The following is a 13,962-nucleotide window of genomic DNA, read 5'->3' as shown; positions in this document are numbered from 1 at the left end:
CTGGATAGAACCTGTTCTAATTCCGGCGAGATGTCAAGTCTCACCAGCGGGCGTGCGACGAGGGTGTGGGCGAGGTCGGGCGTCACTCGATGGAGAGGGCCGCCTTCGGGCAGTTGGCCACCACCTGGCGCATCTCCTCGAGGCGGTCCTCGGGGACCTCCTCCTGCAGAATCACCAGGTAATCGTTGTCGTCGAGGTCGAAAACGTCCGGCGCCATGCCGACGCAGATCGCATTGGACTCACAGAGGTCGAAATCAGCTTTGATGCGCATACCCGATGCACACTCCCTTCGATCATGGCGCCGGTTGACGCGCTACCTGATTCAGGTTAGAACGTGTTACAGATCCACGCGACGCCCGTGCCACCGCACGTCGTTGGAACGTTCGGGTCGAATTGTCTCATGGAGCATCGATGCGCATCGCCTATACGGAGTCCCAAGAAGAGCTCCGTCGTGAACTGAGGACCTACTTCGCCGACCTGATGACGCCCGAGCGCCGATCCGCGCTCGCGTCCGACACCGGCGAGGTCGGTGAGGGTGACGTCTACCGCGAGGTCGTCGCACAGATGGGGCGCGACGGGTGGCTCGCCCTCGGGTGGCCCACCGAGTTCGGCGGCCAGAACCGTCCGATGATGGACCAGCTGATCTTCACCGACGAGGCCGCAATCGCGGGCGTGCCCGTCCCGTTCCTCACCATCAACTCGGTGGCACCGACGATCATGAACTTCGGCACCGACGAGCAGAAGAAGTTCTTCCTTCCCAAGATCGCCGCGGGCGAACTGCACTTCGCGATCGGCTACTCCGAGCCCGGTGCGGGCACCGACCTGGCGTCGCTGCGGACCACGGCCGTCGCCGACGGCGACGACTTCGTCATCAACGGCCAGAAGATGTGGACCAGCCTCATCCAGTACGCCGACTACATCTGGCTGGCGTGCCGCACGGATCCGGACGCGAAAAAGCACAAGGGCATCTCGATGCTGATCGTGCCCACCGACGCCGAGGGGTTCAGCTACACGCCGGTGCACACGATGGCCGGTGTCGACACGAGCGCGACGTACTACTCCGATGTCCGCGTGCCCAAGACCGCCGTGGTCGGTGAACTCGGCGGCGGGTGGCCGTTGGTGACGAACCAGCTCAACCACGAGCGGGTGGCGCTGTGCAGTGCCGCGCCGATCCAGCAGGCGCTGCGCGAGACGGTGCAGTGGGCGCAGGACACCAAGATCGGCACGGGCCAGCGCGTCATCGACGCCGAGTGGGTCCAGCTGAACCTCGCGCGCGTGCACGCCAAGGTGGAGTTCCTCAAGCTGATCAACTGGAACATCGCCGCTGCCGCGACCCAGGGCGGTTCCCCGTCCCCGGCCGACGCGTCGGCCACCAAGGTGTTCGGGACCGAGTTCGCCACCGAGGCCTACCGGCTGCTCATGGAGGTGGTCGGACCGGCGGCCACGCTGCGTCGCGGGAGCGCAGGCGCCCAGCTCGTGGGTCGCCTCGAACGCTTCCACCGCTCGTCGCTGATCCTCACCTTCGGCGGCGGCACCAACGAGATCCAACGCGACCTCATCTCGATGCTCGCGCTCGGGCAACCGCCCCAGAAGCGCTAGACACAGCGGCGCCGAAAGGTACGACACACCATGGACTTCCGATCCACCGAAGAGACCACCGATGTCGCGGGCCTGGCCCGCGACATCGTCGCGAAGATCTCCGACCACGACAAGCTCGCCGCACTGGAGGCCGACGGCGCGCCCGTCGACACCGAACTCTGGCGCGCCCTGGCCGACGCCGGCCTGCTCGGACTCGAGGTCGACGACGCATCCGGGGGTGCGGGCCTCGGAGTCGTCGACAGTGTCGCGGTTGCCGAACAACTCGGGCGTGAACTGGCGCTGGTGCCGTTCGGCCCGCACAGCATCGCCGCGCTGCCCGCCATCGCCCGTTTCGGGTCCGAGACGCTGCGCGAGCGGTGGATCGCCGATCTCGTCGGTGGCGCCGCGATCATCTCGGTCGCCGTCGACGAGGAACTCGCCGACGACCCCGGTGCCCCGACCACGACGGCACGGGCCGACGGTGACGGCTGGGTGATCGGGGGCAGCAAGGTCGCGGTCCCGTTCGCCAACGCCGCGCGCGCCCTGATCGTCAACGCGGCGACCGACGACGGCGTCATCGCCGTGGTGATCGCGACCGATGCCCCCGGCGTGACCGTGACCGCGACCCGGACCACCGGGCTGGTCCCGACCGCGCAGGTCGACCTCGACGGCGTCGCCGTGTCGGCCGCCGATGTCCTCGGCGGACGTGACGCAGTGGCCTTCGTCGCCGACCGGATGGTGTTGGCGCAGTGCGCCGAACAGGCCGGTCTCGTGGCCCAGGCGCTGGACCTGACCGCCGAGTACGGCCGCGAACGCGAACAGTTCAGCAGGCCGATCGGGTCGTTCCAGGCCGTCGCCCAGCGGCTCGCGGACGGCTACATCGACGTCCGGGCCGCGAAGCTCACGCTGCTGCAGGCGGCGTACCTCATGGGCGAGGGGCTGCCCGCCGACACCGAACTCGCGACCGCGAAGTTCTGGGCCGCCGACGCCGGGCACCGTGTCGCCCACACCGCCGTCCACGTCCACGGCGGGGTCGGCATCGACACGTCACACCGGCTGCACCGCTACTTCCTGCGGGCCAAACAGAACGAGTTCGCCCTCGGTACGGCGACCACGCACCTACGGCGGATCGGCAAGGCCCTGGCGGCGGAGCCGGCCTGATCGCCCCGGTCCCGTGACACCACAGACCGTCGCCGACCTCCTCGAGCCGCTCACCGAGGTCGATTCGAGCGGGATCTGGTTCGAGGGCGAGTTCGTCTCGTGGCGTGCTCATCTCGCGCAGGCACGCCACTGGGCGACCGCGCTGCGCGCCGAACTCGATCCCGACCGCCCGCCGCACGTCGCGGTGCTGCTCGACAACGTCGTCGAGTTCAGTGTGCTGCTGTGCGCGGCGGCCGTCGACGGGCTGGTCCTGGTCGGACTGAACACCACGCGGCGCGGGGCGGCGCTGGCCCGCGACATCGCGACCGCCGACTGCGGCGTGGTGCTGACCTCCCCCGAGACCGCGCATCTGCTCGACGACTCCGAGATCGGCTCGGAGACAACGGTCATCGACATCACCTCGTCCGACTGGGCGGCGCGACTCCGTGCGGCCGCGACCCGTCCGGCCCGACCGCGACCGCGACCGGAGATCACCCCCGAGCAACTGATGATGCTCATCTTCACCTCGGGGACCAGCGGCGAGCCGAAGGCCGTCTGCTGCGATCACCGGAAGTTCGCCGCCGCGGGGGCGATGCTCGCGCAGCGGTTCGGCCTCGACGACACCGATGTCGTCTACCTGTCGATGCCCATGTTCCACTCCAACGCGATCATCGCGGGGTGGAGTGTCGCGGTCGCCGCGGGTGCGTCGATGGCGTTGCGTCGCACGTTCTCCGCGCGCGGGTTCCTCACCGACGTCCGGCGCTACGGCGTCACCTACGCCAATTATGTCGGCAAGCCGCTGAGCTACGTGCTGGCCACGCCCGGCGAGCCCGACGACGCCGACACCACCCTGCGCATCGTCTACGGCAACGAGGCGTCGGCGCACGACATCGTCGCGTTCGCGCAGCGGTTCGGCGTCACGGTGGTCGACGGGTTCGGCTCGACCGAGGGCGGTGTCGCCATCACGCGCACCCCCGACACCCCACCGGAGGCGCTCGGGCCGTTGGTCCAACCGAACGCGGTGATCGACCCCGAGACCGGTGAGCGTTGTCCCACCGCGATCTTCGATGCCGATGGCTCCCTGGTCAACGCGTCCGCGGCGATCGGCGAGATCGTCAACAGTGCAGGCGCCGGTCTGTTCACCGGCTACTACCGCAACCCCGACGCCGAGGCCGAACGCATGCGTGGCGGGCGGTATCACACCGGCGATCTCGGCTACGTCGACGCGGCCGGATACGTCTACTTCGCCGGTCGTCTCGGCGACTGGGTACGCGTAGACGGCGAGAACCTCGCCACCGGGCCCATCGAGCGGATCCTGTTGCGACACGACGAGATCCGGCTGGCCGCGGTTTACGGCATCGGAGCCGATGTGGGGGACGAGATCGTGGCGTCGGTTGTCGGCGATGTCGGTGCCGACGACCTGACCGGATTTCTCGCCGCCCAGACCGACCTCGGCCCGAAGCAGTGGCCTGCGCACGTCTGCCTCGTCGAGGAGCTGCCGCGGACGGCGACGTTCAAGGTCCTCAAGCGGGAACTGGCAGGCAAGGCCCTGGTTCCCACCTTCTCCCTCGATCGCGCCACCCGCACCTACCGCCCCGCCCGCCAGTTGGGCACGTAAGACCATTGATTGGGCGCCTGGATGCCCAACTGGTGGCCGTACGTGCCCAACTGTCGGGTCTCAGGCCGGGGACTTCTCCACCACGGTCTGGCCAAGGCGGGCGACGGTCTCCTCGTATTCGCGGACGAGGTCCTCGATGAGTTCGGCGGTCGGCGTGATCGCGTTCATCCGGCCCACGATCTGACCGGCGGGCATCGCGACCACGCTGGCGTCGTCGGCCGCCGAGATCCTTGCATGAGCCTCACTCACGAGGATGTTCTGCAGCGGCATCGGCAACGGCTCCGGGGCATCCGCGGCGTCCCACGCGTCGGTCCACTTCGTCTTCAACAGCCGGGCCGGCTTACCGGAGTAGATGCGGCGGCGGACGGTGTCATGCGAGGTCGCGTCGAGCAGCGCTTGCTGGATCGTGGTCGGGCCGTCGCCGGTCGACCCGAGCTTGTATTCCGCCGCGGTCAGCCAGTACGACCCCATCCAGACCCCCTCGGCTCCGGAGGCGAGTGCCGCCGCCATCTGGCGCCCACTGCCCACACCGCCGGCCGCGAGCACCGACGCGTGCCCGCGGACCGCGTCGACGATCTCCGGCCACAGGATGATCGAGGTGATCTCGCCGGTGTGCCCGCCGGCCTCGTAACCCTGTGCGATGACGATGTCGACGCCGGCGTCGACGTGGTGCATGGCATGGGCTCTCGCGCCGGCGAGCGCGGCGACCTGCACGCCGTGCTCGTGCGACTTGTCGATCACGTCCTTGGGCGGCGAGCCCAGCGCGTTCGCGATGAGCTTGATCTGGCCGTAGCGGTCGGCGTGCTCCATGGCGATGTCGACGTGCGATCGCGCGACCGAGTGCAGCCACCCCAGGACGCCCGCGTTCACACGCTCCTCCCCCGGCAGTTTCGGCACGTGCAGCTCGTCGAGGGTGCGCTCGACGAACGCCCGGTGTTCGGCCGGGATGAGTGAGTCGAGGTCGACCTGTGTTCCCTCGGTGGGGATCTTCGCGGGCATGACGATGTCCACGCCGAACGGCTTGCCGTCGGTGTTCTCGTGCATCCACTCGAGGACGGTGTTGAGCTCATCGGCCTCGTTGAAGCGGACGCAACCGAGCACCCCGAGTCCGCCGGCGCGGCTGATGGCCGCGGCGACGTGCTCGGACGGGGTGAACCCGAAGATCGGGTACTCGATCCCGAAACGTTCGGTCAGTTCTGTTCTCATGACGTGTCTCTCGTTCGGTGGAGCGTGGTCTAGACGCGGGTGGAGGTGACGGTCAGGGTCTCGTCGGCCGCCCGCGACTCGGTGATCTCGGTTCCCCAGCGGTAGTTCGGTTTCCCGGCGGGAGAGCGCTTGATCGTGTCGACGAACCAGACGCTGCGTGGGCACTTGTATCCCGCGATCTGTTCGCGCGCAGCCTCGTTGATGCTCGCCAGCGAGGGCTGTGCGCCGTCACGGGTGGCGATCACGGCCGACACCCGCTGGCCGTACCGCTCGTCGGGCACCCCCACGACGACGGCGTCGAACACGTCGGGGTGGGCCTTGAGGGCTTGTTCCACCTCTTCGGGGTAGATCTTCTCGCCGCCGGAGTTGATCGACACCGATCCGCGACCGAGCATGGTGATGGATCCGTCGGTCTCGTAGCGGGCGTAGTCCCCGGGGATCGAGTAGCGGGTCCCGTCGTAGACCTTGAAGGTCTTGTCCGACTTCACCGGATCGTTGTAGTAGCGCAGCGGGATGTTGCCGGTGCGCGCCATCACCCCGACCTCGTCGGAGCCGACCGGGATGATGGTCCCGTCCTCGCGCAACAACACGGTGTTCGGATCGGCCTTCACGCGCGGGCCGCCGGCGTGCTCGGCGCCCTTCGTGATCGTCGCGAGTCCCCCGAAGCCCGTCTCCGACGACCCGATGGCGTCGATGATGACCGCGTTGGGGAACTTGTCGACGTACTGGTCCTTGACGCTCTGGGAGAACAGCGCGGCCGACGAGGCGACGGAGAAGACCGAGCTGATGTCGTAGTCCTTCTCCAGCAGCGCGTCGATCATCGGCCGCGCCATCGCGTCGCCGGTGATGAAGATGACGTTGACCTTGTGCCGCTCGACGATCTGCCAGGTCTGGTGGCCGCCGAACTCCGGGTAGATGATGGCCTTGCCGCCGCCGTAGAGGGCCTGGAACACTGCCCACTGCGACCCGCCGTGGATGAACGGCGGGATCGGGAACCGCACCAGCTGACCGCCCGCGGCACCGTCGTTCGCGAACTTCCACTCGTCGTCGATCGGGACCCCGTTGAACCAGTCGGTGCCGCCGCCGAGCACCCGGTAGACGTCCTCCTGACGCCAGACGACGCCCTTGGGATGTCCGGTCGTCCCACCGGTGTAGAGCATGTAGAGGTCGTCGTTGGACCGCTCCTCGAAGTCGCGTTCGCTCGAGTTGTTCGCGATCGCGTCCTCGAACTCGGTCGCGTCGGCGGTCAGATGCCCGTGGTTCAGCGCGTCGGCGATGTCGCGACTCACGCCGTCCTCCATGACGATGAGGTGCTCGAGCTTCGGCGCCTTCGGGAGCACCTTGGCGACCTTCTGGGTGAACTGCCGCTCGTAGATGAGGACCTTCATCTCCGAGTCGGTGAAGATGTGCTCGAGTTCGCTCTCCACGTAACGGAAGTTCACGTTCACCATCACCGCGCGGGCCTTGAAGATCGCGACCATCGCCTCGACGCACTCGAGGGTGTTGCGACTGTAGACGCCGACGGTCTCGCCCGGCTCGACACCGAACGCGCGCAGCTGGTGCGCGAGGGCGTTCGCGCGCGCCTCCAACTCCGCGTAGGTACGCGATGCGCCGTCGGTCTCCAACGCGGTGCGATCGGGCATGAGGTCGACGGCGTGCTCGATGAAGTCGGCGATGTTGTAGGCCATGACCCTAAAACTAGAACGTGTTACCGTTTCCGGCAAGCAGCAACTCCGATTCCCCCGCGTGATCGGACCCGAGCACGGAGAAGAGCGTCATGTCGAGCGAGCCGCATTGCCTTGTCGAGCAACGTGATCACACCCTCATCGTCACCATGAACCGGCCGGAGGCACGCAACGCGTTGTCCGGCGAGATGATGGCGATCATGGCCGAGGCCTGGGACCGGGTGGACTCCGACCCGTCGATCCGTGTCGCGATCCTCACCGGCGCGGGCGGCGCCTTCTGCGCGGGCGCCGATCTCAAGGCGATGAACTCACAGGCCCCCGGCGACAACTTCAGCAAGGGCGGGTGGGACCTCACGCGGCTTCCCGCGCTCCTCAAGGGCCGGCGGTTGAGCAAGCCCCTGATCGCCGCGGTCGAGGGCGCCGCCATCGCGGGCGGCACCGAGATCCTGCAGGGCACCGACATCCGAGTGGCCGGGGAGAGCGCCAGATTCGGCGTCTCCGAGGCGAAGTGGGGACTGTTCCCGCTGGGCGGCAGCGCCGTCCGCCTGGTTCGTCAGATCCCGTACACGATCGCCGCCGACATCCTGCTGACCGGACGGCACATCACCGCCGCCGAGGCGCTCGACTACGGGCTGATCGGCTACGTCGTGCCGGACGGCACCGCGCTGGACAAGGCGCTGTCGGTGGCCGACCTCATCGCCGCCAACGGCCCCCTGGCGGTCCAGGCGATCCTCAAGACCATCCGCGACACCGAGGGCATGCACGAGGAGGACGCGTTCACGATCGACGCGGACCTCGGAGTGAAGGTGTTCATGAGCAAGGACGCCAAGGTCGGTCCGCGCGCCTTCGCCGAGAAGCAGAAGCCGGTCTTCACCGGGGAGTGACGTCGGCGATCGCCCGCAGCAGTCCCGCGGGCACCGCCGTGGCCGGGAGCCCCGACATCGCGCCCACGAAAGCCCCGATGCACATCGTCGCGACGTCCTGCTTGTCGATGGTCCGGTCGCCCAGGAACTCGTAGCAGGACGCGCGCACCATGCCGATCCAGCTCCGCAGGGCCAGCACCAGCACCGGGGCGACGTCGGCGTGTCCGTCGACGGCGGTCAGGATCCGCTCCACCTCGAGGTCGATCGACCTCGAGACGATGTCGACGATGGCCGGGTCGGAACTCACCGCGCCACGGAACACCGCCCGTACGCCGTGTTCGTGGGCGATGCAGTGGTCCAGGAAGGCGACGACACCCCCGCGGAGTTGCTCGATCGGCGGCAGGGTCGGGTCGGGCGCGGTCTCGGCGAGCAGCGCCTCGTTCTCCCGACTGAGGAACGCGACGAAGAAGTCCCGCTTGCTGGGGAAGTAGTGGTACAGCAATCCCCGTGACACACCGGCCAATTCGGCCACCCGCTCGATGTGCACCTCGTCGTAGGGATGCGAGGCGAACAGTTCGGCACCCAGATCGAGCAACTGATCGCGGCGTTGCACGGGGGTCAGACGCGTCCGGGTGGCCACGACGTCCACCCTAGCCCCGCGCTACTTGACACGCATTCAGTAGCGAGGCATGGTCTGCTCATGGCGAAAACGGTGCAGAACGACTGGTCCGGGCAACGGTTCCCCTCGGCCGGACGACGCTTGCCGTTCATCGGCGACCTGCTCAACATCGACCCACGCCAGCCCATCCTCAGCATGCAGCGCGGGGCCACCGGCCTCGGGCCGATCTTCGAACTGCAGGTGTTCCGGCAGAAGATCGTCCTGGTCGGCGACGTCGCCATGGCCGCGGAACTGTGCGACGAGACCCGGTTCTGCAAGGCCCTGCCGCCGGCGATCGAGGCCCTGCGGGACTACGCGGGAGACGGGCTGTTCACCGCGCACAACGACGAGCCGAACTGGCAACTCGCCCACGAACTGCTGATGCCCGCGTTCACGAAATCGGCGATGCAGTCCTACCACCCGATCATGGTCGAGACCGCGTCCGAACTGTTCGACTACTGGCGGGATCGACTCACCGACGGTCCGGTCGACGTGTCGCGCGACATGACCAAGCTGACGATGGAGACGCTGAGCCGCAGTGCGTTCAGCCACGACTTCGGATCGTTCGGGACCGAAGAACCCCACCCGTTCGTCCCCGCGATGGTCGGGGCGCTCGAGGGAGGCCGCCGCAAGGGCGGTTTCCGGAGCGCGCCCGGTGGCAGGCTCCTGGCCAAGGTCGTCGACCGACGCTTCGCCCACCACCAGGCCTACGTCGACCAGATGCTCGACGACCTGATCTCCGCGCGCGGTGACTCCGAGAGCCAGCACGACCTGCTCGGGATCATGCTCAACGTCGCCCACCCCGAGACCGGCGAGAAGCTCAGCCCACTGAACATCCGCTACCAGATCCTGACCTTCCTGGTCGCCGGGCACGAGACCACCTCCGGCGCACTGTCGTTCGCGCTCTACTACCTGGCCCGCAACCCCGAGTGTCTGGCGAAGGCGGCGGCCGAGGCAGACGAGATCCTCGGCGACGACCCGGACGCGATGCCGGCGTTCGAGCAGGTGAGCAAGTTCCGCTACATCCGTCGCGTCCTCGACGAGTCGCTGCGGATCTGGCCCACGGTGCCCGGCTTCGGGCGCAGCCCCCGCGAGACCACGACTTTCGCGGGCAAGTACACGATGCGACCGCAGGACTTCGCGGTCGTGGCACTGGGGCTCGTGCACAAAGATCCGGCGGTGTGGGAGAACCCCGACGAGTTCGACCCGGACCGCTTCCTGGCCGCCAACGTCAAGAAGCGACCGGCCCACAGTTACAAGCCCTTCGGCGCCGGGGCACGGGCGTGCATCGGACGACAGTTCGCCATCCACGAGGCCGTGCTCGTTCTCGCCTCATTGGTGCACCGCTTCGACATCACCGGCGACCCGGACTACGAACTCGCCGTCGACGAACGACTCACCATGCTCCCCAGGGGATTCGAGCTCACCCTGCGCACGCGCTCCGCACAGATGGCGCGCGCAGGCTCCGACTGACGGCCCGGCTAGATCGCACGCTCGGCGTCGACCCAGTACGGGTCGCGCAGCTTGCGCTTGTAGAGCTTGCCGTTGTCGTCACGGGGCATCTCGTCGACGTAGTCGATCGAGCGCGGCAACTTGAATTTGGCCAGGCGGGCCCGGGCGAAGGACATGATGTCCTCGCTCAGCGCGTCGTCACCGGCCACCCCGTCGGCGGGCAGGACCACGGCCTTGATCTCCTCGCCCCAGTCCGAGTGCGGCACACCGAAGACCGCGACGTCGGCGACCTTCGGATGGATCACCAGCTCGCCCTCGATCTCCGCGGGGTAGATGTTCACGCCGCCGGAGATGATCATGTCGTTCTTGCGATCGAGCAGGTAGAGGAAGCCCTCGTCGTCCATGTAGCCGATGTCGCCGGTGGTGAACATGTTGCCGACACGGGCCTTCTGGGTCTTTTCCTTGTCCTTGTAGTACTCGAACGAAGAACCCTTCATCTCCATGTAGACCTGGCCCGACTCGCCCCGGGGGACCTCGTTGCCGTCGTCGTCGAGCACCTTGACCACCGAGTACGACCACGCCTTGCCCACCGACCCGGGATGGGTGAGCCACTGGTCGCCGAAGATCGTGGTGCCACCGCCCTCGGTCGCGGCGTAGTACTCGGTCACGACGGGGCCCCACCACTCGAGCATCTGCTGCTTGACCTCGCGCGGGCACGGGGCCGCGCCGTGGATCATGTTGCGCAGCGACGACACGTCGTAGCGCGCACGGACGTCCTCGGGCAGCCCGAGCAACCGGCGGAACTGGGTGGGGACCATGTGGCTGTGGGTGACCCGATGACGTTCGATGAGTCGCAGCATCTCCTCGGGATCCCACTTGTCCATCAGGACCACCTTGTGCCCCAGCTGGATCGAGATCATCACGAAGTTGACGACCGCCGTGTGATAGAGCGGCGACCCACAGATGTGCACGTGCTCGTCGTGCGGCACCAGACCCATGACGCCGAAGAAGCCGATACCGCCCATGGCGGCCTGCTCGGGCGGGACACCGGGCAGCGGACGTCGAACCCCCTTGGGCTTGCCGGTCGTTCCCGAGGTGTAGAGCATCGGTGCACCGGTCGTGCGGTCGTCCGGCTCGGAATCGTCCACGCCGGTGGCGAGTTCGGACAGATCGAGGAAGCCGTCGATCGCGCCCGAGGCGAACAGGTCGGTGCCCGCCATCCCCGCCTCGCGCGCCGCGATCTGCGCGGCCTCGGCGAAGCGTGCGTCTGCGATGAAGATCTTCGCCTCGCTGTCGCCGAGGATATAGGCGATCTCGGGCCCGGTCAGATGCCAGTTGACCGGCGCGAGGTACAGGCCGATCTGCAGGGCCGCGAACTGCAGGCACACGGTCTCGATGCTGTTGGGCATCGCGATGACGAGGGTGTCACCGGTGCCGAGTCCGTGCGCGCGCAGACCGTTGGACAGCCGGTTGGCCCGCGACGCGAGCTCGCCGTAGCTGATCTCGGCGCCCGACGGATCGACCACCGCGGTCCGTTCCGGGGTCGCCCTGGCGATGTTCCACAGTCCGATCGGCTGGTCGATTTCCGGCACCGGTGCCTCCAATTTCTAGAACGTGTTCTACCGACGGTCTCACATTAGACCAGGGTGCCCAGCTCGCGAACAAGGTCGACCGTTCGGGCGGTCACCATGAGCATGCTGACGCCGGCCGCCTCCCACCGTTTGATCTCGGCGCGGACCTCGTCGGCGGTGCCGACGATCATCGTCTCGCGGACCATCTCGTCGGGGACCGCGGCGACCGCCTCGTCCTTGCGTCCCTCCCGGAACAGCGCGCCGATCTCGTCGACCGCATCGCCGTACCCCATGCGCCGGTAGACCTCGGCGTGGAAGTTGACCTCCTTGGCGCCCATCCCGCCGACGTAGAGCGCGGTGGCCGGCTTGTATTCGTTGAGCGTCGCGCGGACGTCGTCGGTGACCACGACCTGCACCGTTGCCGCCACCTCGAACTCCTCGCGGGTGCGGCGCGCGCCGGGCCGCGACAGCCCTTCGGCCAACCACTCCTCGTACTGCGGGGCCAGGCGCGGCGTGTAGTAGATCGCGAGCCAGCCGTCGGCGATCTCGCCGGTCAGAGCGATGTTCTTGGGGCCCTCGGCGCCCAGCCAGATCGGCAGGTCGGGCCGCACCGGGTGGGTGATCGGCTTGAGCGACTTGCCCAGGCCGGTCGCCCCGGGTGCGTCGGACGGATACGGCAGCGGGTAATGCGGGCCGGCATTGGTCACCGGCGCCTCACGGGCCAGAACATCACGGATGACCTGCACGTATTCGCGTGTGCGGGCCAGCGGCTTGGCGAACGGTTGTCCGTACCAGCCCTCGACCACCTGCGGTCCGGAGACGCCGAGACCCAGGATGTGTCGGCCGCCGCTCAGATGGTCGACGGTCAGTGCCGACATCGCGACCGAGGTCGGCGGCCGGGCGGCGATCTGGGCGACCGCGGTCCCCAGCCGGACCCGCGACGTCGCGCTCCCCCACCATGCGAGGGGGGTGAACGCATCCGACCCCCACGACTCGGCCGTGAACACCGCGTCGAAACCGGCCTGTTCGGCGGCTGCGATGAGCGCAGGCGCCTCGTCGATGGGCCCCCGCCCCCAGTAACCGAGTTGCAGACCCAACTTCACGCGAGACTCCCTCTTCGGTGTGACTTCTTGCGCCCAATTCTAGAACCTGTTCTACTCCAGTGGTGAGCAACAGCCAGACTTCTCCGGGATTCGCGGCGGTACTCGACGCCGCGGTCGCCGACGTGCCCGAACCGGCCTCCCCGGTACTGACCGCACCGCTGAGCAACACCTTCGACTACACCCGCTCGCTGGGGCCGGTCCTCAGCCGGTTCGCCGAAGGTCTCCTCGAGGGCGCCGTCGTGGGTGGGCGTGCCTCGGACGGTCGTGTGTTCGTGCCTCCACCCGAGTTCGACCCGGTGAGCGGCGCGCCGATCACCGACTTCGTCGAGGTCGGCCCGACGGGCACCGTCAGCACCTGGTCCTGGCAGCCCGAACCGCTTCCCGGGCAACCGCTCTCCGAGCCGTTTGCGTGGGCACTGATCACGTTCGACGGCGCCGACACCGCGCTGCTGCACGTGGTGCAGGCCGCGTCCGCCGAGGAGCTGAACACCGGGCTGCGCGTGCACCCGGTGTGGAAGTCGGAGCGGACCGGTCGGATCGACGACATCGCACACTTCGTCGCCGGGGAGAATCCCGAACCGGCACAGGAGAACACCGGTGCGGGCCAGGTGACACCAGGCATGATCGTCACGCCCATCGGGTTGACCATCGACCACTCCGCGACCGTCGAGGAGACGTGGTACCTCGAGGGCATCAAGGAGGGCAAGCTCATCGGCGGCCGCACCAGCGACGGGGTGTATTTCCCTCCGCGGGTGTCCTCTCCGGCCAACGGCGACCCGACCACCGAGAAGGTCGAACTGCCCGACACCGGGATCATCACCACCTTCTGCATCGTCAACGTGCCGTTCCTGGGCCAGCAGATCAAGCCGCCGTACGTCGCGGCGTACGTCCTGCTCGACGGTTCCGACATCGGCTTCCTGCACCTGATCCTCGACGTGGAGGCCGCCGACGTCCGCATGGGCATGCGCGTGCAGGCGGTCTGGCGCGACAGGTCCGAATGGGACCACACGCTGCGCAACATCAGCCACTTCCGGCCGACCGGCGAACCGGACGCCGAGTACGAGTCCTACAAGAAGCATCTGTGAGGA

Annotated in this window: 12 protein-coding genes; 6 read left to right on the top strand and 6 right to left on the bottom strand. The window is 67.9% G+C overall.

Annotated elements, in window-relative coordinates:
* Nucleotides 1–82: 82 nt before the first annotated feature.
* Nucleotides 83–271 (bottom strand): ferredoxin, encoded by a 189-nt coding sequence (locus LX13_RS12735; RefSeq protein WP_188488725.1) that lies wholly within the window; start codon nucleotides 269–271, stop codon nucleotides 83–85.
* A gap of 140 nt (nucleotides 272–411) precedes the next feature.
* Here LX13_RS12735 and LX13_RS12730 point away from each other — a divergent pair, with 140 nt between their 5' ends.
* The 3 genes from LX13_RS12730 to LX13_RS12720 are packed head-to-tail and all read left to right on the top strand — an operon-like array spanning nucleotide 412 to nucleotide 4,336.
* On the top strand, nucleotides 412–1,599 hold the full coding sequence (locus tag LX13_RS12730; RefSeq protein ID WP_253661665.1) for an acyl-CoA dehydrogenase family protein: 1,188 nt from the start codon (nucleotides 412–414) through the stop codon (nucleotides 1,597–1,599).
* A gap of 30 nt (nucleotides 1,600–1,629) precedes the next feature.
* Nucleotides 1,630–2,739: an acyl-CoA dehydrogenase family protein gene (locus LX13_RS12725; protein ID WP_253661664.1), complete on the top strand. Its 1,110-nt coding sequence runs from the start codon at nucleotides 1,630–1,632 to the stop codon at nucleotides 2,737–2,739.
* Nucleotides 2,740–2,752: 13 nt separating this feature from the next.
* Nucleotides 2,753–4,336 carry a long-chain-fatty-acid--CoA ligase gene (locus LX13_RS12720; RefSeq protein WP_253661663.1) on the top strand — a complete coding sequence of 528 codons (1,584 nt, stop codon included), beginning with the start codon at nucleotides 2,753–2,755 and terminating at the stop codon, nucleotides 4,334–4,336.
* 60 nt (nucleotides 4,337–4,396) lie between these two features.
* On the opposite strand, the gene LX13_RS12715 is transcribed toward LX13_RS12720, so the two are convergent.
* Nucleotides 4,397–5,542, bottom strand: coding sequence for an NAD(P)H-dependent flavin oxidoreductase (locus LX13_RS12715; protein ID WP_253661662.1), 1,146 nt, complete (start codon nucleotides 5,540–5,542; stop codon nucleotides 4,397–4,399).
* A gap of 29 nt (nucleotides 5,543–5,571) precedes the next feature.
* Nucleotides 5,572–7,230, bottom strand: coding sequence for an acyl-CoA synthetase (locus LX13_RS12710; protein ID WP_253661661.1), 1,659 nt, complete (start codon nucleotides 7,228–7,230; stop codon nucleotides 5,572–5,574).
* A gap of 89 nt (nucleotides 7,231–7,319) precedes the next feature.
* Here LX13_RS12710 and LX13_RS12705 point away from each other — a divergent pair, with 89 nt between their 5' ends.
* A complete protein-coding gene (locus LX13_RS12705) occupies nucleotides 7,320–8,111 on the top strand; it encodes a crotonase/enoyl-CoA hydratase family protein (RefSeq protein WP_253661660.1) in 792 nt (263 codons plus the stop codon).
* Here LX13_RS12705 and LX13_RS12700 read toward each other — a convergent pair.
* Nucleotides 8,098–8,730 carry a TetR/AcrR family transcriptional regulator gene (locus tag LX13_RS12700; RefSeq protein ID WP_253661659.1) on the bottom strand — a complete coding sequence of 211 codons (633 nt, stop codon included), beginning with the start codon at nucleotides 8,728–8,730 and terminating at the stop codon, nucleotides 8,098–8,100. The two genes, LX13_RS12705 and LX13_RS12700, sit on opposite strands and share 14 nt — an antisense overlap.
* Nucleotides 8,731–8,790: 60 nt before the next feature.
* Between LX13_RS12700 and LX13_RS12695 the strand changes: the two genes are divergently transcribed.
* Complete coding sequence (locus tag LX13_RS12695) at nucleotides 8,791–10,221, top strand: cytochrome P450 (protein ID WP_253661658.1); 1,431 nt, start codon at nucleotides 8,791–8,793, stop codon at nucleotides 10,219–10,221.
* A gap of 8 nt (nucleotides 10,222–10,229) precedes the next feature.
* On the opposite strand, the gene LX13_RS12690 is transcribed toward LX13_RS12695, so the two are convergent.
* Both LX13_RS12690 and LX13_RS12685 read right to left on the bottom strand, forming a co-directional pair.
* Nucleotides 10,230–11,792 (bottom strand): acyl-CoA synthetase, encoded by a 1,563-nt coding sequence (locus LX13_RS12690; protein WP_253661657.1) that lies wholly within the window; start codon nucleotides 11,790–11,792, stop codon nucleotides 10,230–10,232.
* A 44-nt stretch (nucleotides 11,793–11,836) separates the two neighbouring features.
* Nucleotides 11,837–12,874: an LLM class F420-dependent oxidoreductase gene (locus LX13_RS12685; protein ID WP_253661656.1), complete on the bottom strand. Its 1,038-nt coding sequence runs from the start codon at nucleotides 12,872–12,874 to the stop codon at nucleotides 11,837–11,839.
* Nucleotides 12,875–12,936: 62 nt separating this feature from the next.
* Between LX13_RS12685 and LX13_RS12680 the strand changes: the two genes are divergently transcribed.
* The gene (locus LX13_RS12680; RefSeq protein WP_253661655.1) at nucleotides 12,937–13,959 is read left to right on the top strand and encodes a Zn-ribbon domain-containing OB-fold protein; all 1,023 of its coding nucleotides are present in this window, start codon (nucleotides 12,937–12,939) and stop codon (nucleotides 13,957–13,959) included.
* The last annotated feature ends 3 nt before the right edge of the window (nucleotides 13,960–13,962 follow it).

This window comes from Williamsia maris (genome assembly GCF_024171815.1).
In the GTDB taxonomy this organism is placed as follows: Bacteria; Actinomycetota; Actinomycetes; order Mycobacteriales; family Mycobacteriaceae; genus Williamsia_A; species Williamsia_A maris.
Note: the sequence above shows the minus strand (reverse complement) of the source record. Positions and strands in the feature narration are given on the sequence as shown.

Excerpts from the sequence above, each read along its gene's own strand:
- LX13_RS12735 (WP_188488725.1), bottom strand. The coding sequence starts at position 271 with ATGCGCATCAAAGCTGATTTCGACCTCTGTGAGTCCAATGCGATCTGC.
- LX13_RS12730 (WP_253661665.1), top strand. The coding sequence starts at position 412 with ATGCGCATCGCCTATACGGAGTCCCAAGAAGAGCTCCGTCGTGAACTG.
- LX13_RS12725 (WP_253661664.1), top strand. The coding sequence starts at position 1,630 with ATGGACTTCCGATCCACCGAAGAGACCACCGATGTCGCGGGCCTGGCC.
- LX13_RS12715 (WP_253661662.1), bottom strand. The coding sequence starts at position 5,542 with ATGAGAACAGAACTGACCGAACGTTTCGGGATCGAGTACCCGATCTTC.
- LX13_RS12710 (WP_253661661.1), bottom strand. The coding sequence starts at position 7,230 with ATGGCCTACAACATCGCCGACTTCATCGAGCACGCCGTCGACCTCATG.
- LX13_RS12705 (WP_253661660.1), top strand. The coding sequence starts at position 7,320 with ATGTCGAGCGAGCCGCATTGCCTTGTCGAGCAACGTGATCACACCCTC.
- LX13_RS12695 (WP_253661658.1), top strand. The coding sequence starts at position 8,791 with ATGGCGAAAACGGTGCAGAACGACTGGTCCGGGCAACGGTTCCCCTCG.